We start from the raw sequence: 23,769 nt of genomic DNA, 5'->3' as shown, positions 1-23,769 counted from the left end.
CTCAGCGCGCGGCACCGCGCCAGCCGGGCCCGCGCACGACGCGGCCCGGCTTCGCGCCGGTGTGCCGGCCGTCGCGCACGACCTGCACGCCGTTCACGAACACCTGCTCCACGCCCGTCGAGAGCCGGTGCGGCTGCTCGAACGTGCTGTGCTCGCGGATCGTCGCCGGATCGAACACCACGACGTCCGCGTGCATCCCCTCGCGCAGCAGCCCGCGGTCTCGGATCAGCAGCCGCTCGGCCACCGCGCCGGTCATCTTGCGGATCGCGTCCTCCAGCGGGATGACGCCCTCGTCGCGCACGTACTTCCCCAGGATGCGCGGATAGGTGCCGTACGCGCGCGGATGCGCGCCTCCGCGCGCGCTGTCGGGATCCATCCCCGCCGCGTCGGTGCCGATGATCATCCACGGCTGCCGCAGCGTCAGCTTCACGTTCTCCTCGTTCATGAGGAAGTAGATCGTGCCGATGTTGCCGCCCTCGGCGAGCAGGAGGTCCATCACGGCGTCGAGCCAGCTCTTCCCCGTGCCCGCGACGACGTCGGCGAGCCGCTTGCGCGACCACTGCTGGTTCGCGGCGCCGCGCATCACGCCCAGCAGCACGCCCTGCGGCGTCGCCTGCTCGCACAGGCTCTCCCAGTAGCTGGTGGGCTTCGCGACCTCCGCCCGGATGCGCGCGCGGGCGGCGGAGTCGGCGAGGTTGCGCAGCAGCTTCCCGTCCTCTGATGCGAACGGCGGCAGGCACGCGGCGAGTCCAGTCCCACCCGCGGTGTACGGATACATCGTCGCCTGCACGTCGAGCCCCGCGGCGCGCGCCGAGTCGATCTTCGCGATCATCGCGGGCATCTTCGCCCAGTTCGTGGTGCCCGCGGCCTTGAGGTGGTAGATCTCGACGGCGACGCCGGCTTCGCGCCCGATGCGCAGCGCCTCGTCGATGCCCTCGAGCACCTTGTCGGCCTCGGAGCGCATGTGCGTGATGTAGAGCCCACCGTAGGGCGCCATCGCCTTCGCGACCGCGATCAGCTCCTCGGTGCCGGCGAAGTTGCCGGGCGGGTAGATGAGCGCGGAGCCGAGCCCGAAGGCGCCGTCCTCCATCGCGTTGCGGAGCGCGGTGCGCATGGAGTCGAGCGGCGCGCCCGTCGCGACGCCCATGCGCAGCCCCATGCCGTACTGGCGCAGCGTGCTCGCGCCGACGAACGCGCCGACGTTCGGCGAGACGCCGTGCGCCTCCATCGCGCGCAGCCACGCGTCGAAGCCGCGCGGCCCCTGAAAGCGGCGCGCCATCGCCACGGCCTCCGGTCCCGACGCGGCCAGGTCCGCGAGCGTGAGGTCGCTGACGGGCGCCGACGTGTAGCCCTCGCCCAGGATCTCCGTCGTCACGCCCTGCGTCAGCTTGCTGACGGAGCGGCCGTCGCCGGTGAGGTACGGGCCGCCCGCCTGCACGTCGATGAAGCCGGGCGCGACGATCTTCCCCGTCGCGTCGATGCGGGTGCGCGCCGGCGCGTCGCCCAGCATCCCGCGCCGGACGACGCGCACCACGCGGTCGCCGCGGATCGCGACGTCGCCGTCGAACCACGGGTTCCCGCTGCCGTCCACGACGCGGCCGTTGACGATGACGACGTCGTACGGCGCGTCGCTGGCGACACTGGCCGCCGGGCGTGCGTCGGTCGCGACGGCCGCCCCGCCGCGCGCGCACGCGACTGCCGCAACCGCCGCGAGGCACGCGGCGAGCGCGATCGAGCGTGGGGCGCTCACCGGTTGTTGGCGGCGGCGGGCGCCGGATCGGGGCGCCGCTTGAAGGTCACGACGCCGGCCATGTCGAGCACCATCTCGTCCACCTTGCCCGCGGCGTTGAGCCGGAAGAGCACCGGGATCGGCCCCAGCACGGGCGTGTCGAACTTCGTGCGGAAGGTGTCGAAGTGCCAGTGCTCCAGCTCCCCGCGCCAGATCGGCCCGAACGTCATCGACAGCTTGCCGTTCTGCTCGCGCACCACGATGTCGCCGTACAGGCTGTCCGCATACGTGCCTGCGTACGCCGCGAGCGGGAGCGACGGCTTCGTGTCCCTGACGCGCGACGCCTCCAGCCGCTGCTGCGCCGTCTTCGCGCGCGCCTGCGCCGCCAGCGTGCGCGCGTACAGGTCGCCGCTCCAGTCGCGCGCCGGCGCCTTCAGGTGGAGGTCGAAGAGCTTGTTCATCAGCGCCGTCGGGAGCCCGGTGCCGTTCATGTTCGTGAGGATCACGACGCCGAGCTTCTCCTCGGGCATCATCGCGACGAGCGCCGTGAAGCCGTCGACGTTGCCGCCGTGCTGCACCACCAGCTTCCCGCGGTAGTCCTGCAGGAACCACCCGAGGCCGTACGCCTGCAGGTGCGTGTCGGGGTTGAGCACGCGCGCGGCCGAGTCGAGGCGGATGACCGTGTGCGGCGTGTGCATCTCCTCGATCATCCGGGCGCTGATCAGCTGCCTGCCGCCATAGCTGCCGCGGCCGAGCTGCAGGCGCAGCCACTGCGCCATGTCCACCACGTGGGAGTTGATCGAGCCCGCCGGCCCCGCGTTGTCGATGTTGCGCCACGCGCCGACCGGGCGCACGGTGTCGTTCACCGTGGCGTGGGGCGTCGCGAGCTCCATCTGCGGGTCGAGCGCCTTCGTGGAGGTGCTGCTGGACGTCATGCCGAGCGGCCCGAAGATCCGGCTCTTCACGAAGTCGTCCCACGTCGTGTTCGCGACGTGCGCGACGACCTGACCGGCCGCGATGTACATGATGTTCTGGTAGCCGAACTGGCTCCGGAAGCTCCACGACGGCTGCAGGTAGCGCACGCGCCGCACGATCTCGTCGCGGTCGAAGCCCGAGCCGTACCACGCCAGCTCGCCGCGCGCGAGGCCGCTGCGGTGGCTCAGCAGGTCGCGCACGGTGAGCTCGCGCGTCGCGTACGGGTCGGCCAGCTGCAGGCCGGGCAGGTAGGTCGCCGCCGGCGCGTCGAGCGACACCTTCTTCTCGTCCACCAGCATCGCGACCGCCGCGGCGGTGAACGCCTTGGACGACGAGCCGATCGCGAACAGCGTCCGCTCGGTCACGGGCGCGGGCCTGCCCAGCTCGCGCACGCCGAAGCCGCGCGCGAAGACGACCGAGTCGTTGCGCACGATCGCGATCCCCGTGCCGGGGACCTTCCACGTCTTCAGCGCCTGCTCCACGTACGCCGCGTAGCCCGGATACGGCTCGCGCGCCTGCGCGACGACGAGGCGTGGCGAGACGACGACGCCCGCCGCGGCGAGCGTCGCGAGGGCAGTGGCGGTCGTGAAGGTCGTGCGGGTGCGTGCGCGCATCGGGGACCTCGGGGTCAGAGCCGCCATCCGAGCAGGTTCCAGGAGTTGAGGGACCACGTGCCTCAGGCGCCGCCGGCGATCGTCGGGTTGTTGATGCGCTCGACGTCGGGGAGCGGGAAGCACGTCTGCGAGCCGTACACGCCGCCACCGCCGGGGTACGCCGTGCCGGCGGCCGGCGTGAAGGGGATGTTGAGGCGGCGCATGTCGCCCAGGCGGTGCCCCTCCAGGAAGAGCTCGCGCCGCCGCTCCTCGACGATCTGCGCCTGCACCTGGGCCGCGGTCTGCCCGGTCGCGCTGTAGGTGCCGAGCGCCGCGCGCCCGGCGCGTGCGGCGTTGATGGCGGCGGCCGCGCCCGCGAGGTCGCCCGCGGCCACGCGCGCCTCCGCGAGGATCAGCTGCGCCTCCGCGTAGCGCGCGATCGGCATGGGCGCGGTGAGCGACCCGTATTTGTCCGCCGTCCAGACCTGCGAGCCCTGCGCGGTGCCGGCGCGGCCTGTGTTGGTCACCGCCACGCGCGGATCCGCGGCGCCGCTCTCGGTCGTGAGTCCGCGGAACGACGCGTCCACCGTCGACCAGTTGCTCTGGTTGATCGAGATGAAGACGAAGTTCTGGCGGCGGTTGTTCGTGCCCTCGCCCACCATGTTGGCCACGAAGCCCGCCGGGATGCGCGCCGCGTCGGTGGCGGCGGCCGCCGGGTTCTTGAGGTTCAGCAGCGTGCGCGCGCGGCCCAGCAGCGCCAGGTTGAGCGTGGGCTGGTCGTTGGCCGCCGTCGCCGCGACGACCGCGGAGTCGAAGCGGATCTTCGCCTGCTCGAACAGCTGCGCGGGCTGCAGCTCGGGCCCGAGGTTGATGGCGGCCGTGCACATCCCCTCGCCCAGCAGCACGAGGCTGTAGCCGGCGTAGGTGGCGGCCTGCCCGATGAGGCGCGTGCGGTTCACGCCCGCGGGCATCTGCGCGTCGGTCCACTCGCGCAGCCGGGCGAGCGCGGTGTCGGCCGACGCGCGCGCGACCGATAGCGTGGTGTAGATGGGCGGCCGTTGGTTGTTGCCGCAGGTGCCGGTGCCGTAGTCGGCGTTGGTGAGCAGCCGGCGCGCGTCGTAGTTGTAGTTGTCGACGCTGCCGATCGCGTTCGACAGCTCGTCCGAGAGCAGGCCGCTGCCGACGACGTAGCGCGTGAAGGCGCAGTCGAAGTCGGCGATCGCGCCGTTGACGATCAGCTGCGCGTTCTGCGGCGCGTAGAGCGTGGAGGCCGAGAGCTGTCCCGGGTTCTCCTGCTTGAGCGTCGTGATGTCGGTGCACGCGCTGGCGGCGGCCGCCGCGACCGCGGTGGCGCACGCGATCGCCGCGCGCGCGCGCGAGGGGAGGAGTCGCATGGTCACCAGGTCACGTTGAGGGTGGCGAGGAAGCGCGTGAGCGGCGGCGTGACGGCCTGCTCCTGCTGGAGCGCCGTCGTCGCGACGCTGTTCTGGTTGGCCTCGGGGTCCACCCCGCTGTACTTCGTCCACGTGTGCAGCTCGCGACCGGCGAGCGTGAGCGACATCCGCGAGCGCACCCACCGCTCGGGGAAGGTGAGGGTCGCGGAGACCTCGCGCAGCTTGGCGAACGACGCGTCCTCGAAGAACTGGTCGTTCGTCCCGACCGCGATCGCCCCCGGCGAGTGCTCGGCCAGGTGCACGGGCGAGAACTCCTCGGGGAAGTAGTTCTCGCGGCAGAGCGGCGCGCCCGTCTGCCCCGTGCAGCGCAGGTAGTTCACCGCGTTGAACATCCGGTAACCGCGCTTGAAGTCCACCAGCGCGTAGAGCCGCAGCCGCTGCCCGAGGTTGAACGTGTTCCCGACGCCGCCGGTGACCCTGGGCGTCGGCGTGCCGACGTAGACGAACGGCGCCTGCGCGCAGGCGATCGGCGCGGCGCCCGCGCCGCCGTCGCAGAGGACGTTGGTCGCCTGGCCGGTGGTCGGGTTGCGGTCGGCCGACACGACGCGGCGGGTCCAGATCCCCTGGATCGGGTAGCCGACCTGGTTGCTCGGCCCGAACGTCGCGATGAGCGACGGCAGGCCGCCCAGGCTCTCGATGCGGTCGCGATTGGTGGCGACGTTGCCCGTGATGTCCCACGAGAAGCCGCGGCGCGCGAGCGCCTGCAGCGTCGCGCTCAGCTCGATGCCGTGGTTGGTGACCTCGCCCAGGTTGCGCACCTGGTTGCCGGGGAAGCCGCTGGAGGGCGCCACCGGCTGGTTCACGATGACGTCGACCGTGCGCTTGTTGAAGTAGGTGAAGTCGAGCGTCAGGCGGTCGAACAGCCCCGCCTCGAAGCCGCCCTCCCACTCCTTGCCGCGCTCCGGGCGCAGGTCCGCGTTGCCGAGCGATCCGGGCGTGACGCCGCTCGTGCCGCCGGGGCCGGGCACCGGGTTGAAGGTGCGCAGCGCCGCGAAGGTGGCCGGCTGCCGCCCCGATTCGCCGTACGCGGCGCGCAGGCGCAGCGTGCTGAACGCGGCGCGCCACGGGAAGAACGACTCCTCGTGCAGCACCCAGCTGGCGCTGACCTTGGGGTACGTCACCCACTTGAAGTCCTCGCCGAACGCGCTGTTGTTGTCCACGCGCAGCCCGCCGGTGAGGAAGAGCCGGTCGCGCCACGCGAACGTCTGCTCCGCGTAGGCGCCGATGGTCGTGTTGATGATCTGCTGCTGCGTGGCCGCGAGCTGCGTGGCGACCGCGGACACCGTCTCGACGTTCGGGCCGGGGAAGCCGGTGCCGCCCAGGAAGCTCGTGTGCGCCTCGGTCTTGTAGAGCTGCCCGCCGATGGACGTCGACGACTGCAGCGTGGACGCGAGCTGCGCCTTCACGGTGCCGGCGTAGTCGCCGGTGAAGATCGCGTTGCGGCGCAGCGTCTGGCCGATGCGGCCGCTCGCCGCGGCGGTCGAGAGGTAGCGCGCCAGCTCGGGCGGCGCGAAGCGCTCCACCGCGCGCGCGTCCTCGCCCGAGTAGTCGAGGCCTACGATCGCGCGGTGCGTGAACCAGCTCGCGGGCCGGTTGGTGAGCGTCGCGCTGCCGGTGAAGCGGTTGATGTCGCTGCGGTTGTCGTAGAGCCGCTGCGCGATCTCCGGCACGATGGCGAAGAAGCCGCGCGTGTTCGGGAAGAGCAGCCGGTGCCCGACCTGCGCGCCCAGCAGCCCCGAGGCGCCGATGTCCGCGCCCAGGCGGTTCGCCAGCTCCACGAACTTGAGGCTCGACGCGAAGTCGGTGTTCGCGCGCAGCTGCGAGTTCAGGTTCGCCTGCACGCCGAACTGCCGCAGCGAGTTGTTGGGCTCCACGCCGAAGTCGGTCTCGTAGGACGAGCCGAGGTAGTAGCGCATCGCCTCGCGGCCCCCGGAGACGGTGCCGCTGTAGCGGCGCGTCTGGCCCATCTCGTAGATCGGGCGGCCGGAGTCAGCCTCCTGCTGCAGCCCGTTCCACGTCACGATCTCGCCGCCCGCCGTGCGGAAGTAGTTGAGCGGCGTGCGCCCGATGGCGTCGCGGAAGTGCAGCGTCCCCTGCTCGACGACGAGGTTGAGCTGCGGGCGCGTGCCGCTCGCGCCGCGCTTGGTGATGATCTGGATGACGCCGTTGGCGGCCTCGGTGCCATAGATGGTCGCCGCGGCGGGCCCCTTGATGACCTCGATGCTCTCGATGTCCTCGGGGTTGATGTCGTTGAGCCGTCCGCCGACGCTCGCGCCCTGCTGCCCCAGCCCGCCGACGCTCTGCGGGCCGGTGCTGGTCGCGTTGTTGATGCGCACGCCGTCGACGTAGACGAGCGGCTGGTTGTCGAGCGACAGCGAGCTGCGGCCGCGGATCTGGATGCTCGGCCCCGCGCCGAGGCGGCCGCTGCGCGGGTTGATGGTGACGCCGGGTGCGCGCGCGTTGAGGAGGCTGGAGAGGTCGGGCGCGGCGGACTTGTCGAGCACCTCCGCCGCCGCGACGCTCGTGACCGCGTTGCCGATGGCGCGCCGCTCCTGCGCGCCCGCGGTGCCGGTGACGACCACCTGGTCGAGCGCGATGGGGCTGGAGGAGAGCGTGAAGCTCGCGGCCACCTCGCCACCCGCGGGGACCGTCACGGCGACGCGCTGCTGTCCGTAGCCGATGCGCCGCGCGGTCACGGCGTGCGATCCCGCCGGCACGCCCGTGATGCGGAAGCGCCCGTCGGCGCCGGTCGAGCCGCCGAGCCGCGTGCCCTCGACGACGAGCGTGACCGCGGCGAGTCCCGTACGGCCGGACGCCTCGGTGACCTGGCCGACGATGGTGCCGGTCGCGCCGCCGGGCTGGGTCGTCTGGGCGGCGAGGCGCGGGGCGGGCGCGAGGAGGAGCAGCGCTGCGGCCAGGCCGGCGATGGTCGCGGCGCGGTGGGGCGAGCGGCCGATCGGCGGCCGCCCCGGCTGGTGGCGCATACGTGACTCCAGCGAGGTAGGTACGGAGGGAGGTGCTGCGGAGCGCCCGGAGGCGTACGGCCAGCTCGTACGGTACACGCTATTGTATACAACACTGTCGCCAAGGTATGTTGGGGCGCCGACGCCGGCAAGACGGGCGGGCTGGACGGATCCCCGCCGCCGGACCGCCGCCCGCCACGGCCACTCCGCCCCCTGCGTGCGACCGCATGATCCATGAGAGCGCCCACGGGCCGACGACCGCCGCGCCTCCACCAGCCGCCATCGGCGCCCCGGAGGTCATCCGCCGCGTGCAGACGCTGGCCGAGTACCGCGAGTGCGTGGCGCTGCAGGAGGAGACGTGGGGGGAGGGCTTCTCGGAGCGCGTCCCCGCCTCGGTGCTGCTCGTGAGCCAGAAGCTCGGCGGCGTCGTCGCGGCGGCGTTCCAGGGCGAGCGCATGGTGGGCTTCGTGTTCGGCATGACGGGCCCGATGCACGGCCGCCTGGTCCACTGGTCCGACATGCTCGCGGTGCGCCCCGAGGCGCGCGGCAGCGGGATCGGCGAGCGCCTCAAGCGCCACCAGCGCGAGCTCGTGCGCGCGCTCGGCGTCGAGACGATGCACTGGACGTTCGATCCGCTGGTCGCGCGCAACGCGCGCCTGAACCTCGTCCGCCTGGGCGCGCGCGCGACCGAGTACGTGCCCAACATGTACGGCGCGGGCACCGGCAGCCCGCTGCACGGCGCGATGCCCACCGACCGGCTGGTGGTGACGTGGGACCTGACGCGCGACGACGCCGCGCCGCGCGACGCCTCCGAGGGCCCGACCGTGCGGATCGAAGTCCCGCACGACGTGCACGCGCTCCCGCCCGAGCAGCGCGCCGAGTGGCGCGCCGTCACGCGCGCGGCGTTCCTCGAGCACCTGGCGCGCGGCTACCGGATCGTCGCCTTCCGACGCGGCGACGGCGACGCGCTCCCCTACTACGAGCTGGCGCGCGACGCCTTCACGGAGGACGACGCATGATCCGACTCGAGGAGCTCGCGCTGCGCGAGATCCGCCTGCCGCTGAAGGAGCCGTTCCGCATCTCGTCCGGCGTCGTCAGCGACCGGCGCATCCTCCTGCTGGAGCTGCGCGACGACGAGGGCGCGACCGGGTGGAGCGAGTGCGTGGCGTTCGACACGCCGATGTACAGCCCCGACACGATCGACACGTCGTGGCTGGCGATCACCGAGTGGATCGCGCCGCGCGTGCTCGGCCGCTCCTTCGGCGATCCGCGCGAGATCCTGCCCGCGCTGGAGCGCGACTTCCGCGGGCACCTGATGCCGAAGGCCGCGGTGGAGATGGGGATGTGGGTCGTGGCGGCCGAGCGGGCGGGCGTGCCGCTGGCGCGGCTGCTGGGCGGCACGCGCACGCACATCGCCACCGGCATCTCGCTCGGCATCGAGCGCACGCCGGACGCGCTGGTCGAGAAGGCGCGGCAGGCGCTGGCGCAGGGCTACCGCAAGATCAAGCTGAAGATCCAGCCCGGCGCGGACGTCGAGTACGTGACCGCGGTGCGCGAGGCGCTGGGGCCCGACGCGCCGCTGATGGCCGACGCCAACAACGCCTACACGCTGGCCGACACGCACCAGCTGGCGCGGCTGGACGCGCTGGACCTGCTGATGATCGAGCAGCCGCTCGCGTGGGACGACCTGGTGCAGCACGCGGAGCTGCAGCGCCGCCTGCGGACGCCGATCTGCCTGGACGAGTCGATCACGTCGCTGGACCGCGCGCGCGACATGGTGACGCTGGGCGCGGGCCGCATCGTGAACATCAAGCCCGGGCGCGTGGGCGGCTTCGCGGCGTCGCTGGCGATCCACGATTTCTCGGTGCAACACAGTGTCCCTGTATGGTGTGGAGGGATGCTGGAGAGCGGGATCGGCCGCGCGTGCAACGTCGCCCTCGCGTCGCTGCCCGGCTTCACCAAGCCCGGCGACCTGTCGCCGAGCGCGCGCTACTGGGCGCGCGACGTGGTGACGCCGGAGTGGACGATGAGCGACGACGGCATGGTGACGGTGCCGCTCGACCGCCCGGGGCTCGGCGTCACCGTCGACGTCGACCGCATCGACGACCTGACCGTCCGCCGCACCGTGCTCCGCGCGCCCGGCGCCGTCGCCGCGGTCTGACCCCTCACTTCCTCACCGCGCCACCCATGCTCGCCACGCGCTCGCTCGCCATCACGCTGCTGCTCGCCGTCGCGGGCGCCACGCAGGCCGCCGCGCAGCCCGCGTCCAACGGCTCGGCCTCCGTCGCGGCGCTCGACGCGTACGTCGCGAAGGCGGTGCGCGACTGGAAGGTGCCGGGGCTCGCGATCGCGGTCGTGCAGGGCGACCGCGTGGTGCTCGCGAAGGGCTACGGCGTGCGGGAGCTCGGGAAGCCCGACGCGGTGGACGCCGGCACGCGCTTCGCCATCGGCTCGACGACGAAGGCGATGACCGCCGCCGCGCTGGGGATGCTGGTGGACGAGGGGAAGGTGAAGTGGGACGAGAAGGTCACCACGTACCTGCCCGGCTTCCAGCTCGCGGACCCGTACGTGACGCGCGAGCTGACCGTGCGCGACCTGCTCACACACCGCGCGGGGCTCGGCAACGCGGACCTGCTGTGGGCGGGCGCCGACTACCCGACGGCCGAGATCCTGCGCCGCGTGGGGACGCTGCGGCCGGCGTACTCGCTGCGCTCGGGCTTCATCTACCAGAACATCATGTACGCGGCCGCGGGCGAGGTGGTGCGCGCCGCGTCGGGGATGCCGTGGGACGCCTTCGTGCGCACGCGCATCTTCGTCCCGCTCGGCATGACGAACACGGAGGCGACGCTCGCCGGGCTGGCCGGGAAGCCGAACGTCGCCGCGCCGCACGACCGGATCCGCGACACGCTGCGCGTGGTCGCCAACCGGCCCGTCGATCCCGTGGCCGCGGCGGGCTCGGTGTGGTCGAGCGTGGACGACATGGCGAAGTGGATGCGCTTCGTGCTCGACAGCGGGCGCGTGGGCGGGAAGCGGCTGCTGAGCGAGGCGACGTTCCGCGAGCTGCTGTCGCCGCAGACGATCGCGCCGACGAGCATGTACCCGACGATGACGGTCGTGCGGCCGCACTTCTTCACCTACGGCCTGGGGTGGTTCCTGCACGACTACGCGGGCGAGGCGGTGGCGATGCACACGGGGAGCATCGACGGGATGAGCGCGATCATCGGCCTGCTCCCGGACCGCCGCGTGGGCGTCTACGTGCTGGCCAACCGCGACCACGCCGAGCTGCGGCACGCGCTGATGTACCGCGTGTTCGACATGTACCGCGGCGCGGCGGGCGCGCGCGACTGGAGCGCGGAGCTGCTGACGCTCTACGGCGGGCTGGAGGCGCAGGCCGACGCCGCGCGGCGGCAGCAGGAGCAGCGCCGCGTCGCCGACACGCGTCCGAGCCTGCCGCTGGAGCGCTACGCGGGGACGTACCGCGAGCCGACCTTCGGCGACGTCGTGGTGGCGGTGCAGGGCGGCGCGCTGCAGCTGACGTACGGCCGCGCGTACGCGGGGCGCCTGGAGCACTGGCACTACGACACCTTCCGCGCGCTCTGGGCGGACCCGCGCAGCGCGCCGTCGCTGGTGACGTTCGCGCCGGACGGCACGGGCGGCGTCGCGAGCGTGCGGGCGTTCGGGAACACGTTCGCGCGCGTGCCCGCGGGGCGCTGAATGGACGCGTCGGACGCGTGGCTGCTCGCGCGGCTGCGCGCCGGCGACGTGGACGCGCTGGAGCAGCTGCTGCGGCGCTACCGCGCGCCGCTGGTGGCGTACGCGGCGCGCGTGGCCGGCCCGGTCGAGGCGGAGGACGTCGTGCAGGAGACCTTCTGCCGCCTGTGGGCGTGGCGCGCGACGTGGCGGCCCGAGGGCTCGGTGCGCGGGCTGCTGTACCGCGTGACGCGCAACCTCGCGATCTCGCGGCGGCGCCGCGACGCCGCGCGCGAGCGGGCGGCGCGCGTGGTGCGCGTCCTCGGCGACGCCGACGCGCCGGCCGACGCCGGGGCCGACCTCGCGGTCGAGCGAGAGGAGCTGCGGCGGGCGCTCGCGCGCGGCGTGGGCGCGCTGCCGCCGCGCCGGCGCACGGTGTTCGTGCTGCGCTGCGTGCACGGGCTGTCGTACGGCGAGATCGCTGGGCTCATGGACACGTCGACGCAGACGGTCGCGAACCAGCTGAGCCGCGCGCTGACGACGCTGCGCCGATCGCTCGCGCCGTCGGTGCTGCAGTGATTCGAGCGGGCCCGGCGCGCCGGACCTGGACGGCAAGGGCAGCAAGGATAAGATCTGACAAGATCGGATAACGACGGAGGGCTCCGTGTCGGGCGATGTTCCTCGCCACAACGTGGAGCCCTCCGTCGTTATCGGAATTTATCCGATCTTCATCCTTGCAATGCCGTTCGCCGTTCGGGTCCGGTGCGCATGCGAACGCGGGCACCCCGACTCGTGCCGGAGTGCCCGCGCTCGCGCACCGACCGTCGCCCTTACTTCGGCCGCGTCGCCACCCAGCGATGCTCGGCGACCATCGAGTCGGGCTTGGACGCCAGCATGACGTGGGTCACGCCGCGCAGCGTGTCGCCCGTCAGGCGGCCGACGGCGTGGAAGGTCGTCTTCGGCGCGTTGGCCGGAGCGCCGGGCGGCGTGTACGGCTCGGACACCGAGACGAGGCTGTCCCCCGCCAGCGTCGTGCGGTAGTTGACCGTCTTCTTGGTGTCGTCGAAGGTCAGCACGGCGGTCGAATCGGTCACGCTCCTGATGTGCCACCGCGCGACCACGGAGTCGCCCGGCGTCGCGTAGGAGGTGCCCGCCCACTCGCCGGCGATGTCCGCGGCGGTGAGCGCCGCCGGCGCCGCCGGCGCGGGCGCCGCGGTCGCGGCCGGGGCGGTCGTGTCGACGGCGGCGGCGGTGTCGGCCGCCTTCTCGCCACTGGCGCAGGCGGCGACGCTGGCGGTGAGGGCGGCGAGCGGGAACGCGGTCCGGCGCATGGAGAGCCTCACGGTTCGGAAGTGGGAGCGGACGACCGGAGACGGCGGCCCCAATGTGGGATCGTCGGGCGACGGGCGCCACATCGGCCGCCCGCTCCGCGCCGCTAGTAGCTCCAGGCCCGCGCGTCCTCGCCCGCCGGCGCCCCGCGCTTCACCGTCGCCGCGACCAGCCGCACGAACTCCGCCCACGTCCACGCGTGCGAGCTGTGGCCCTTCATCGGGCGGTTCCAGGTGAAGTCGGCGTCGGACCTCGGGCTCGTCGTCCCCTTCAGGAAGTCCTCGAAGCGGTAGACCGCGAGGTTGAGGTAGAAGTCGTCCATCTCGCCGGTGAAGAAGTGCAGCTTGCCCGCGAGCTTCGGCCCCAGCGTGGCCCAGTGGCGCTGCGCGTACTCGCGCAGGTCGTAGCCATGCTCGCGCATGTACGTCGCGACCTCGCGGTCGATCGTGCCCGTGCGCCGGTTCCACAGCGGCTTCGGGTATCCGTCGGCGCCGACCGGGCCGTAGATCGCCTCCCACGCCTCCTGCTGGTAGCCCGAGCGCCCGCGGCTGCCGAGCACCGCCTCGAAGCGACTGAGGTCGCGCGCCGACCACACCGGCTGGCCCTCCGTCGTGCGGCGGAACGGACGCTCGGTGCTCGTGAACGGGCCCGTGGGCAGCACGAACGCGTTCGTGTCCGCGTAGATGTCCGTCTGCTGCCAGCGCCGGAAGTCGATCGGGTCGGGGTTGAGCACCCACGCGCCGCCGAAGTAGTCCGGGTTCCGCAGCTGCAGCGCGAGCGTCTGCCAGCCGCCGGTGGACGCGCCCTCCAGCTGGCGCGCGTACGGCTTCGCGATCATGCGGAAGCGCCGCTCCAGCTCCGGGATCACCTCCTCGATCACCGCGTCGCCGTACGGGCCGTTGTTGGCGGAGTTGACCGAGTAGCCGTCGGGGAAGTACGGCGTCTGCTGCTCGAAGCTGACCGCGATCACGCGCGGGAAGGAGTCCGCGCTCCACGCCCGGTAGAAGTCGTACCCCGTCTCGACGCCCGTCACGGGATTGATGCGCCCGAGGTTGCGCACGCGCGTGGAGTCGGTCGTGAAGCCGAACGGCACGCCGTGCCCGAGCGTGAACACGGTCGGATAGCGCACGCTCGCGTGCTCCGCGTAGCCCTTCGGCAGCAGCACCGTCGCGTGGATGTGGATCGGCCGGCCCCAGAACGCGGTCAGCTTGCGGCTCTGGATGCTGACGCGCTTCACCCACTCGGTATCCGCGGGGCGCGGCGTCGCGGGGATCACCTTCGTCACCGCGAGGCGCACCGTCCCGCCGTCGCCGAGTCGCACGCGCTGCACGTCGCCGTGGAGGTTGCCCTTCGCGACGGTGAAGAACTCCTGCGTCCCGTCGTTGAGGTGCACCCAGATCGTGTGCCCGTCGCTGCGCCGCGCCTGCTCGTAGACGTTGACGACCGCCTGCACGTAGTAGTCGCCCGGCGGCAGCGCGGCGAGCGACATGGGATGCGACGCCGCGCCCGTGTCGACGACCGCGACGCGGCCCGCCGGGAGCTGCTCCAGGTCGACGCCGAAGATCGCCGGCCCCACGGGCGAGAGCTGCAGCCGCGGCTCCGGCTCGCCGACCTTCGACACGAGCACGACCAGCCGCCCGGTGAGCGGCCCGCGGTGCGCCTCGGGCGCGACGGTGACCTCGAAGCGCGTGGGCTGCGCGCCGGCGACGGACGCGAGGAGCAGCAGCAGGAGCGCGGAGCGGCGCACGTGGGGACTCCCGTGTGGGGGGCGCGGCGAACGGGGCACGCCCAGACACGCGCGCCGACGTCGCTCCATACCATCGCGCCGATGGTATGATCGCGGCGCCGCCCGCGTGCAGACGGTGGACTCCCGTCCGTCCCTCCCCTCCATCCAGCCGAGTCTCCCATGGACGCCAGCGTCGCCCGGCAGCTCCGCTTCCTGCGCGCCTACACCCTCGTCTCCACGACCCTGCTGCTCGTCCTCGGCCTCGCGGCGTTCACGCGGGCGGGGCAGCCGGCGAAGCAGCGCTTCACCGAGATCGACGTCGAGCGCATCAACGTGGTGGAGCCCGACGGGAAGCTGCGGATGGTGATCTCGAACCGGCCGCGCTCGATCGGCCCGATCTACAAGGGGAAGCCGTTCGGCTACGCGGGCGGCACGCGGCCGGGGATCATCTTCTTCAACGACGAGGGGACCGAGAACGGCGGCCTCACCTTCACCGGGCGCCGCGGGCCCGACGGGAAGTTCCAGTCGTCGGTCGGGATGTCGTTCGACCAGTACAACCAGGACCAGGTGCTCTACCTCCAGTATGCCGACCAGAACGGGCAGCGGCGCATGGGGTTCACCGTCGCCGACCGCGCCGACGTCGACATCTACGACCTGGTGGCCGAGCGGGACTCGATCATGAAGCTGCCGGAGGGGGCGGCGCGCACGGAGGCGCTCCGGAGGTGGCAGGAGCCGCGCGACGGCCAGCCGCTGTTCGCGCAGCGCGTCTACGTGGGGCGCGACGTGGCCAAGAGCGCGCTCGTGAACCTCTCCGACCGCTCGGGGAAGCCGCGCGTCCGCCTGGTGGTGGACTCGCTGGGGCGCGCGAGCCTCGACTTTCTGGACGAGACGGGGCGCGTGACGTACAGTCTCCCGGACAGCGGGCGACGGTCGCGGTAGAAGCGCGGCGGCCTCGGCCCCGTCGCGCGCGTCCCTGATTTGCAGTCCGGGGCTGACATGTACAGCACCTGCATCCACTGCCTGGCGCCGCTGGGCCGCAACGACGCCCTCGAGACGTTCCCCGTGGGCCGGCGGCTCGCCTTCGACCGGGCGCGCGGCCGCCTGTGGGCCGTCTGCGTCCGGTGCGGGCGGTGGAACCTCGCGCCCATCGACGACCGGTGGGAGGCGATGGAGGAGTGCGAGCGCCGCTTCCGGGACGCGCACCAGCGCTACGGCACCGACAACGTCGGCCTCGCCGGGCTGCCCGACGGGACGGAGCTGGTGCGCATCGGGCCGGCGCTCCGCCCCGAGGTGGCCGTCTGGCGCTACGGTGCACGGCTGCTGCGCCGCCGCACGCCGCGCCGCGACGCGGTGGTGCGGGCCACGACCGCGCTGCTGGGCGCCGGCGCACACGCGCTGCGCTGGCTGCACGCCACCGACCGCCTGGTCCCGGACGAGGAGCGCGTGCTGCGGCTGACGGCCGGGCTGTCGGGCCCCGGGAAGCGCGCGGAGCGCGTGCTGGCGATCGTGCCGCGCGATGCGACCAGCGCGCACCCGGGCGCCGACACGGCGATCCTGCGGCGGCGGCACCTCGCGTCGGCGCAGCTGGTGCGGCCCGAGCGCGGCGAGCCGTGGCAGCTGGAGATCGACCACGAGCTGGGGCCCGTGCGGCTCTCGGGCGCCGAGGGGCTGCGCACGGGCGCGAAGCTGCTGGCGGCGGTGAACCAGTTCTCCGGGTCGGCCGAGCTGGTCGCGGCCGCGGTGCGCAAGGTGGACGAGGCGATGCAGCCCGACGGCTACTACCGCCGCGTGCTCGACGCGGCGTGGCGGTGGCAGTGGGGGCGCGGCGGCGGCACCGGCGGCGCAGCGGTGGCGGTGGCGCATGCACCTGCGGCGACCGTCGCCACGACCGACGTCGTGTCGCTCGTCGAGGACCTCGCGGTGCAGCTCACCGGGCGCTCGTTCTGGGCGCACGGCGGCATCGGGAGCGCGGAGCGCATCGCGCTGCTGCGCATGCCCGCCGTCGACCGGCTGGCGCTGGAGATGGTCGCGCACGAGGAGGCCGAGCGCGCGGCGCTGGAGGTGGAGCTGGCCGCGCTGACGGAGGCGTGGCGCGACGCCGAGGAGATCGCGGCCATCGCCGACGCGCTCTGACCCGTTCTGAATGTCGGACCAGTTCACGCTGTTCGGCGCGGAGCCCGAGCCGGCGCCCGCCCTGCCCGAGGGGTTCCGCTACCGCGCGGACGTCATCACCGCGGACGACGAGCGCACGCTCCTCGCACACGTCGAGACGCTGCCGTTCCGCGAGTTCGAGTTCCACGGCTACGTCGGGAAGCGGCGCACCGTGTCGTTCGGATGGCGCTACGACTTCGCGGCGCGCACGCTCGACCGGGCGGACGACATCCCCGCGTTCCTGCTGTCGCTGCGCGACGTGGCGGCGCGCTTCGCCGACCTGTCGCCCGACGCGCTGCAGCAGGTGCTGGTGACGGAGTACGACGCCGGCGCCGGGATCGGCTGGCACCGCGACAAGGCGGTGTTCGGCGACGTGGTGGGGATCTCGCTGCTGGCGCCCTGCCGCTTCCGCCTGCGCCGCCAGGTCGGCGACGCGTGGGAGCGCGTCTCGCTGGTGGCCGAGCCGCGCTCGGCGTACCTGCTGCGCGGCGCGTCGCGCACGGAGTGGGAGCACAGCATCCCCGCCGTCGACGCGCGCCGCTACTCGATCACCTTCCGCAACCTGCGCGAGCGCAGGCCGTAGCTCTCAGGCGTCGCGCGCCAGCTCGGTTGCGAGCTCCGCGACCTGCTGCGCGTGCCGCGCGTCGTGGTGCGCCGCGAGCTGGAACCACCCGCGCAGCGTCAGCAGGCCGATGACGGGATGCTCGTGCACGACGCCGTCGAGCACCGCGGGATCGGCCGAGACGTAGACGGCCTTCAGCGCCTCGCGCGCCTGGGCGAGCTGCGCCAGCGCCGCCTCGGGCGCGAGCTCGCCGGTGGGGCGCACGCGGTCCGGCGCCTCGATGCGCTCCGCGCGGCTGCGCACGCGCGCGACCTTCTCGGGCGTGAGCTGCGCGGCCGCGAGCACCTCGGGCGTCGCGGGACGCGGCTGCGCGGCGTGCATGCCGAGGATCCGCGCGACGCCGAAGTCGATGCGCGCCACGTGCTCGACGATCTCCGCCACCGACCAGCGGTCGGGCGCGGTGCGTTCGGCCTGCCGCGCGGCGGGCACGCGCGCCACCTCGGCCAGGAAGCTGGCGCGCTCCGCGTCCATGAGCGCGAGCACGGGATCGGACGTCGTCGTCGGCTGGGTCATGATCGGAAGATATCAGTGCAGCCCGACGCGGCCACGCACGGACGCGAACAGCCGCGGTGCGTCGAAGCCGATGCCGCCCTTGAAGACCGTCTCCACGTTCGCGACGTCGCCGATGCGCGCCGACGGATCGCCGCGCACGACCACGAGGTCCGCGCGCCGCCCGACCGCGATCGTCCCCACGCTGTCCGCCTTCCCCAGATACTCGGCCCCGTTGCGCGTCGCCACCTGGATCGCCTCGAGCGGCGTGAGCCCCGCCTCGACGAGCAGCTCGAGCGCGCGGTGGTTGGCGTAGCCGGCGACGACGCCGCCGTAGCCCGTCGGGTCGGTGCCGACGAGCAGGCGCCCGCCGGCGCGGAAGAAGTCGCGCTCGAACTGCATCTCGTTCGCGAACGTGCGCGTCCACGGCGAGCTGCTCTGGGTGGCGATCTGCACGCGGCGGCGCAGGTACTGGTCGCGCACCTCGGGGAGCATCGCGTCCAGCGCGCCCTGCGGCGCGCTCGGGCGCCCGGGGGTGAAGGTCTCGAAGATGGTGAGCGTGGAGGTGACCGCGACCTTCCGCGCCACCAGCTCGCGGATCAGCGCCTGCACCGGCTCACTCGCGACGTCGAGCGCGGCGATCGACGCCGCCTGCGACGGCGGGCACTGGTCGGGCTGCTTCCCCGGCGCGAAGTCGCTGGCGACGACGAGGCCGTGCTCCAGGTTGTCGATGCCCGCGGCCGCCGCCTCGCGGAACGTCACCGAGCAGAGATGTCCCGTGACCTTCAGCTTCCGCCGGTGCGCCTCCGCGATCACGGCGGCGAGCTGCTCGCGCGTGATCTGCATGTACGCCTTGAACGACGTCGCGCCGCGGTCGGCCCAGTGCGCGACCATCTGCCGCGCGTCGTCCGGGCCGGTGAGCGCGTGCACCTGGTAGATGGGTAGCCCGGGGCCGTTGAGGTACGGCGCGGTGACGTCGAGCGACGGCCCGACCGCGCGCCCCGCGTCGATCGCGCGCTTCAGCTCCAGGTCCGCGTAGCCGGCCATGTTGCCGGCGGTGCGCGCGGTGGTGACGCCGCCGGCGAGGTACAGCCGCGGGAAGCTGTACGCCTGCTCGTTGTAGACGCTCCCACCGCCCGACGGGTAGAACATGTGCTCGTGCACCATCACGAGCCCCGGCAGCACGCTGCGGCCGTTCAGGTCGAGCACGCGCGCGCCCGCGGGGATCGCCACCTGCCCGTCGGGGCCGAGCGCGCGGATGACGCCGCGCTCGACGACGAGCGTCTGGTCGGCGCGCGCGGCGGCGCCGGTGCCGTCGATGACGCGCGCGTGCGTGAGCGCGACGACGGGGGCGTCGACGCTCACGAACTGGCGGACCTCGGGACCGAGCGTCGTCGACGGATTCGCGGGCTGCGCGGTGGCGGGCGTCGCGAGACAGAGCGCGGCGACGGCCGCGAGTACGACCTTGCGCTCCGGCTGCGCGGCGAGGTAGGTGCCAATCCGCGTGTGCACGTCCATGTCGCGCTCCGTTCCTGCTCTCATGTTCGCCGTGACTGCGCCACCGGACGTCGGGGCGCGGGGAGGAACCTGCGCGTGCCGCGCCGTTCGCGGCAACCGGTCGTCAGCCGGGCGCGCGCCGGTAGTGCATGGCGACCGCGCCGCTGCGCAGCGGCGTCGCCGACACGAGCTCGAGTCGCCGCGTGCCGGGCAGCCCGCTCTGGTACAGCGTCGGCCCGTGGCCCGCGATCCTGGGATGGACGAGGAACAGGTACTCGTCGATCAGATCGAGTCGGTCCAGCGCGACCGCGAGCCTGCCGCTGCCGAGGAGCACGCCGGCCGGGGTCGCGTCCTTCAGCTGCTGCACGCCCGTGCGCAGGTCGCCGTCGATGTGGTGGCTGTTGGTCCACGGGAAGCGCGTGCGCGTCGACGACACGACGTACTTCGGCTTCGCCTCCAGCTTGACCGCCCACTCGCGCGTCGCCGGTGGCGCCTCCACGTCGCCGCGGGCGACCGCCGGCCAGTAGCTCTCCATCATCTCGTAGGTGACGCGGCCCCACAGCATCGCCCCGCTCTCGTCCATGAGGCGCGTGAAGAAGGCGTGTGTCTCGTCGTCGGCGACGCCCTCCCGGTGGTCGACGCAACCGTCGAGGGTGACGTTGAGGCTGAAGGTCAGGATTCCCATGGTGGCGCGCCTGCTCCGGGTTGTGGGGGACCGATGGACCGTCACGTGTCGAGGAGCACCTCCACGCGACTGACGCCCAAGCTCAGCGGCGGGCGCGGGAAGCGCACGTCCCGCGCGGTTCGCCAGTGCAGCCGCGCGAGCGCCGGCAGGCAGCCGACGACGTACCGGAACGAGGGTCGGTATGCGTGCCGCAGCATCAGCAGTCGGGCGAGCGCCGGGATCGGGCCGTAGCGCGCCTCGAAGTACGCCACCTCCACCGCGAGCGGCGCCGGCCGGCCGTGGTGGCAGAAGTAGCAGCTGTGCACCGAGCGCTTGAGCGTGTCCATCGCGTTCTTCGTCGCCCCCGGCAGCAGCGGGTACCAGACCGCCGTGAACAGCGCCTGGTTGAACAGCCCGAAGAACGCCTTGGCCACGTCGAGCCGGCGGATCGGCGGGAGCGGCACGGCGGCGAGCAGGTCCTCGCCCCAGACGGTCACGCCCGAAGCCACGATGCTCGGGACGGCGACCCGGTCGACGAAGGCCGCCTGCGCGCGCGGGATGCCGAGGATGCGCGCGGGGTCGCCCGAGAGCAGGTCGGCGCGGGTGCACACGAAGAACGCGCGGACGTTGGCGTTCACCCGGTCGGCGAACGCCGCGAGCGCCCGCGCGAGCGGGGGGCCCCGCCACGGCGGCTTCGCGAGCCCGTGCCGCGCTTCGAGCGTGGCGATGGTGTCGCGCACGCGCCGGCGCTCGACGGCGTCCGTGTTGTCCCGGAGGATGGCCAGCAGGTCCACGTCCGAGATCGACGCCGCGAACCCGCCGGTGGCCGCGCTGCCGAACAGGACGAGGCTCACCAGGGCACCGGCCGGCTCGGCGCACGCCGCGACCACGTCGGCCACGTACGCCTCGACACTGGCCGCCGGCCGTGGACGCGTGGGCGTGGCGCCCGGCTCGTCGACCGACGGCGGATCGCTGGTCCTCGTCACTCGGGCAGCGTTGCGCGGGCTCGGCGCGGAACAGGCAGGCGAGGGTGCCGCCTGACGCCGATCGCGTCGCGGAGATCGTGCTCGATGACGCGGTGCTCCCAGCGGTGGTCCTCGCGGTACGACATCGACGGAGGCGTGAGGTCCGGAGGCGCTCGCGGGCTGCCGAGCGCCGCGCGTGCGGCGAGGCAGCATCCCCGCCGCACGCACGGCAGCCCAACATGCGCCCCGCATCGCGCGGCGGCCAGTCACGCCACGGCCGCCGCGCCCCCGCTCACTCGTAGCGCAGCGCCTGCATCGGGTGCACGCGCGCCGCGCGCCGCGCCGGGATCCACCCCGCGCCCGCCGCCACCAGCAGCAGCACGCCGATGGCGACGACGATCGTCACCGGGTCGTGCGCGCTGAGCCCGAACAGCAGCGACGCGGCCGCGCGCCCGAGGCCGACCGCAGCCGCCACGCCGACGACGCTGCCCACGCCCACCATCGTCGCGACCTGCCGCAGCACGAGGCCGCGCACGCGCCGCGCGTCCGCGCCGAGGGCCATGCGCACCCCGATCTCGCGCGTGCGCTGCGCCACCGTGTACGCGAGCACGCCGTAGAGTCCCACCGCCGCCAGCAGCGTCGCCACCACCGCGAACGACGCCGAGAGCGTGCTGATCATGCGGTCGAGGAAGGTGTTCTCGCGCACCTGCTGCGGCATCGTCTTCAGCTCCTCGACGGGGAGGTTCGGGTCGAGGCGCTTGATGACGCCGGGGATCGCGCGCAGCAGCTGCTCGGGCGAGCCGGACGTGCGCGCGTAGACCGTGACCGAGCCCACGATCGAGTCCTGCAGCACCGGCAGCACGAACAGCGGCGGCGCCGGGTCCTTCACCTCGCTGTACTTCGTGTCGGGGATCAGCCCGACGATCTCGATGTCCAGCGCCGCCGTGTCGCCGCGCGCCATGCGCTTGCCGACCGCGTCGCGCCCGAGGCCGAACTTCTTCGCGAACGCCTCGTTGACGATCGCCACCTTCGGCGCGCCCAGGCGGTCCGCCTCCGTGAACTCGCGCCCCGCGACCAGCGCGACGCCGAGCGTGCGGAAGTAGCCCGGCGCGACGGCGTTGAAGGAGGCGCCGGCGTCGGTGTCGGGGCCGCGCTCGAAGCCCTGCACCGAGACGTCGTTGCCCCAGTTGTCGCCCGACAGCACCGGCACGCGCGCCGTCGTCACGCCGGTCACGCCGGGGAGCGTCGCCAGCTCGGTGCGCACGCGCGCGAACAGCTCGCGCGACTGCGGCGGCTTGTAGCCGTTGCGCACGGGCGAGATCGCGAACGTCACCAGCTGGTCCACCTGCAGCCCCAGCTCCTCGCGCGTGACGTTGCGCAGGCTGCGGATGAAGAGGCCGGCCGAGACGAGCAGCATCACCGAGAGCGCGATCTGCGCCGTCACGAGCCCGACGCGGAAGCGGGCCGCCGCGCGCGCGCCGCCGGCGATCTGTCCCGCGCCCGCGCGGATGACGCCGATCAGGTCCGGGCGCGTGCCGTGCAGCGCCGGGAAGAGGCCGAACGCGACGCCGGTCAGCAGCGCCGCCAGCGCGGTGAAGCCGAGCACCTGCAGGTCGAGCTTGAACCGCAGCGTCTCGATCGCGTCGCTGGGCAGCATCGACGCGACGCCGGTGAGCGTCCACTGCGCGACGACGAGGCTCGCGATGCCACCGAGCGCCGCCAGCACGCACGCCTCGGTGAGCAGCTGCGCGACCAGGCGGCGGCGGCCGGCGCCGAGCGACTGGCGCACGGCCATCTCGCCGACGCGCGCGGCGCCGCGGGCGAGCAGGAGGTTGGCGATGTTCGCGCAGGCGATGAGCAGCACCATCGCGGTGATCGCGAACAGCAGCACGAGCGGCGTGCGCGCCTCGCCGTGGATGGAGCTCTGGCCGCGCGCGCCCGGCTCCACCGTCACCTGCCGCGCGAGGAAGCGCTGCTTCGTCTCCGCGCTCATCCCTTCCTGCAGCGGCGCCTCGACGTCGGCGAGGATGGGGCGGTAGACGGCGTTCAGCTGGCGCGCCGCGACCTCGGGCGTGACGCCGGGCTTGAGGCGGCCGAAGAGGTAGACCCAGTAGTCGCGCCGGTTGTCGAAGCCGGTGAAGCCGGGGTTGAGCTGCGCGCGCATCGTGATGGGCACGAAGACGCGCGGGCGCGCGCCGAGCGTGGTGCCCTCGAAGCCGCGCGGCGCCACGCCGACGATCGTCAGCGGGTTCCCGTTGACGACGATCGCCTTGCCGACGACGGACGGGTCGGCGCCGAGCCGCGTCTCCCAGTAGCTGTGCGAGAGCACGGCGACGGGGTGCCCGCCGAGCGTGCGGTCGTCGTCGGGGCCGAGCAGGCGGCCGACGGCGGGCGTGAGGCCGAGGGCGGAGAAGTAGTTGCCGGAGACGAGCGCGCCCTCGCCGTCGAGCGTCTGCCCGTCGAAGGCGAGGTTGATGTTGAGGATCCGGTGCGCGACGAGCTGCGCCAGCGGCGCCTGCCGCTGCTGCAGGTCGCGGAACATCGGGTAGCTGAAGACCGCCTCGCAGTCGCCGGACTGGTTGCAGGTCGTCGATCCCGGCTTGGGCCCCGGCGCCACGAGGTTGACCAGGCGCTCGGGCTCGCGGACGGGGAGCGGCCGCAGGAGCATCTGGTCGACGAGCGAGTAGATCGCCGCGTTCGCCCCGATGCCGAGCGCGAGGGAGAGGATGGCGACGGCCGTGACGAACGGCGTGGACCGCAGGGTGCGGAACGCCAGCTTCAGGTTGCGCATGGTCCGGGGCGTGGGGGACACGACGGGCGGCCGGGGCGCGAGGGCCTCGGTGGCGCGTACGTGGTTGGACGCGGGCCGGATTCACAGGGTTTGTTCCGGTACGGTGAAGGCTTCCGCGTCCGACACCGCGT

The 23,769-nt window shown here is 73.3% G+C and carries 18 protein-coding genes; 7 read left to right on the top strand and 11 right to left on the bottom strand.

Annotation, left to right across the window (positions count from 1 at the left end):
- Window position 1: 1 nt before the first annotated feature.
- From rosag_RS07240 to rosag_RS07225, 4 genes are all read right to left on the bottom strand, one after another.
- Complete coding sequence (locus rosag_RS07240; RefSeq protein WP_284349393.1) at window positions 2-1,750, bottom strand: N-acyl-D-amino-acid deacylase family protein; 1,749 nt, start codon at window positions 1,748-1,750, stop codon at window positions 2-4.
- Window positions 1,747-3,318: a serine hydrolase gene (locus tag rosag_RS07235; protein WP_284349392.1), complete on the bottom strand. Its 1,572-nt coding sequence runs from the start codon at window positions 3,316-3,318 to the stop codon at window positions 1,747-1,749. The genes rosag_RS07240 and rosag_RS07235 overlap by 4 nt, the downstream gene beginning before the upstream one ends.
- A gap of 62 nt (window positions 3,319-3,380) precedes the next feature.
- Window positions 3,381-4,691, bottom strand: coding sequence for a RagB/SusD family nutrient uptake outer membrane protein (locus tag rosag_RS07230; protein ID WP_284349391.1), 1,311 nt, complete (start codon window positions 4,689-4,691; stop codon window positions 3,381-3,383).
- 2 nt (window positions 4,692-4,693) lie between these two features.
- Window positions 4,694-7,735 carry a TonB-dependent receptor domain-containing protein gene (locus tag rosag_RS07225; protein ID WP_284349390.1) on the bottom strand — a complete coding sequence of 1,014 codons (3,042 nt, stop codon included), beginning with the start codon at window positions 7,733-7,735 and terminating at the stop codon, window positions 4,694-4,696.
- A gap of 206 nt (window positions 7,736-7,941) precedes the next feature.
- Between rosag_RS07225 and rosag_RS07220 the strand changes: the two genes are divergently transcribed.
- From rosag_RS07220 to rosag_RS07205, 4 genes are read left to right on the top strand one after another with little or no spacing between them, the layout of a single operon-like run.
- Window positions 7,942-8,733 (top strand): GNAT family N-acetyltransferase, encoded by a 792-nt coding sequence (locus rosag_RS07220; protein WP_284349389.1) that lies wholly within the window; start codon window positions 7,942-7,944, stop codon window positions 8,731-8,733.
- Complete coding sequence (gene menC, locus rosag_RS07215) at window positions 8,730-9,875, top strand: o-succinylbenzoate synthase (RefSeq protein ID WP_284349388.1); 1,146 nt, start codon at window positions 8,730-8,732, stop codon at window positions 9,873-9,875. Before rosag_RS07220 ends, menC begins: the two co-directional genes overlap by 4 nt.
- Window positions 9,876-9,901: 26 nt before the next feature.
- Window positions 9,902-11,428, top strand: a complete 1,527-nt coding sequence (locus tag rosag_RS07210; protein WP_284349387.1) for a serine hydrolase — start codon at window positions 9,902-9,904, stop codon at window positions 11,426-11,428.
- Window positions 11,429-11,983 (top strand): RNA polymerase sigma factor, encoded by a 555-nt coding sequence (locus rosag_RS07205; RefSeq protein ID WP_284349386.1) that lies wholly within the window; start codon window positions 11,429-11,431, stop codon window positions 11,981-11,983.
- Between the two features lie 251 nt (window positions 11,984-12,234).
- On the opposite strand, the gene rosag_RS07200 is transcribed toward rosag_RS07205, so the two are convergent.
- Both rosag_RS07200 and rosag_RS07195 read right to left on the bottom strand, forming a co-directional pair.
- The gene (locus rosag_RS07200; protein WP_284349385.1) at window positions 12,235-12,735 is read right to left on the bottom strand and encodes a hypothetical protein; all 501 of its coding nucleotides are present in this window, start codon (window positions 12,733-12,735) and stop codon (window positions 12,235-12,237) included.
- 104 nt (window positions 12,736-12,839) lie between these two features.
- Window positions 12,840-14,480 carry an alpha/beta hydrolase-fold protein gene (locus tag rosag_RS07195; RefSeq protein ID WP_284349384.1) on the bottom strand — a complete coding sequence of 547 codons (1,641 nt, stop codon included), beginning with the start codon at window positions 14,478-14,480 and terminating at the stop codon, window positions 12,840-12,842.
- Window positions 14,481-14,639: 159 nt separating this feature from the next.
- Here rosag_RS07195 and rosag_RS07190 point away from each other — a divergent pair, with 159 nt between their 5' ends.
- From rosag_RS07190 to rosag_RS07180, 3 genes are read left to right on the top strand one after another with little or no spacing between them, the layout of a single operon-like run.
- Window positions 14,640-15,398: a hypothetical protein gene (locus rosag_RS07190; RefSeq protein WP_284349383.1), complete on the top strand. Its 759-nt coding sequence runs from the start codon at window positions 14,640-14,642 to the stop codon at window positions 15,396-15,398.
- A gap of 57 nt (window positions 15,399-15,455) precedes the next feature.
- Window positions 15,456-16,592, top strand: coding sequence for a hypothetical protein (locus rosag_RS07185; RefSeq protein ID WP_284349382.1), 1,137 nt, complete (start codon window positions 15,456-15,458; stop codon window positions 16,590-16,592).
- Window positions 16,593-16,602: 10 nt separating this feature from the next.
- Complete coding sequence (locus tag rosag_RS07180; RefSeq protein WP_284349381.1) at window positions 16,603-17,193, top strand: alpha-ketoglutarate-dependent dioxygenase AlkB; 591 nt, start codon at window positions 16,603-16,605, stop codon at window positions 17,191-17,193.
- A gap of 3 nt (window positions 17,194-17,196) precedes the next feature.
- Here the strand turns inward: rosag_RS07180 and rosag_RS07175 are convergent, their stop codons facing one another.
- From rosag_RS07175 to rosag_RS07155, 5 genes are all read right to left on the bottom strand, one after another.
- The gene (locus tag rosag_RS07175) at window positions 17,197-17,745 is read right to left on the bottom strand and encodes a DinB family protein (RefSeq protein ID WP_284349380.1); all 549 of its coding nucleotides are present in this window, start codon (window positions 17,743-17,745) and stop codon (window positions 17,197-17,199) included.
- 12 nt (window positions 17,746-17,757) lie between these two features.
- Window positions 17,758-19,239, bottom strand: a complete 1,482-nt coding sequence (locus rosag_RS07170) for an amidohydrolase family protein (RefSeq protein WP_284349379.1) — start codon at window positions 19,237-19,239, stop codon at window positions 17,758-17,760.
- Window positions 19,240-19,342: 103 nt separating this feature from the next.
- A complete protein-coding gene (locus rosag_RS07165; RefSeq protein ID WP_284349378.1) occupies window positions 19,343-19,903 on the bottom strand; it encodes a dihydrofolate reductase family protein in 561 nt (186 codons plus the stop codon).
- Window positions 19,904-19,944: 41 nt separating this feature from the next.
- Window positions 19,945-20,868 carry a nucleotidyltransferase domain-containing protein gene (locus rosag_RS07160; RefSeq protein WP_284349377.1) on the bottom strand — a complete coding sequence of 308 codons (924 nt, stop codon included), beginning with the start codon at window positions 20,866-20,868 and terminating at the stop codon, window positions 19,945-19,947.
- A gap of 271 nt (window positions 20,869-21,139) precedes the next feature.
- Window positions 21,140-23,638, bottom strand: coding sequence for an ABC transporter permease (locus tag rosag_RS07155; RefSeq protein WP_284349376.1), 2,499 nt, complete (start codon window positions 23,636-23,638; stop codon window positions 21,140-21,142).
- Between the last annotated feature and the right edge of the window lie 131 nt (window positions 23,639-23,769).

It is taken from the genome of Roseisolibacter agri, from assembly GCF_030159095.1.
In the GTDB taxonomy this organism is placed as follows: Bacteria; Gemmatimonadota; Gemmatimonadetes; order Gemmatimonadales; family Gemmatimonadaceae; genus Roseisolibacter; species Roseisolibacter agri.
Note: the sequence above shows the minus strand (reverse complement) of the source record. Positions and strands in the feature narration are given on the sequence as shown.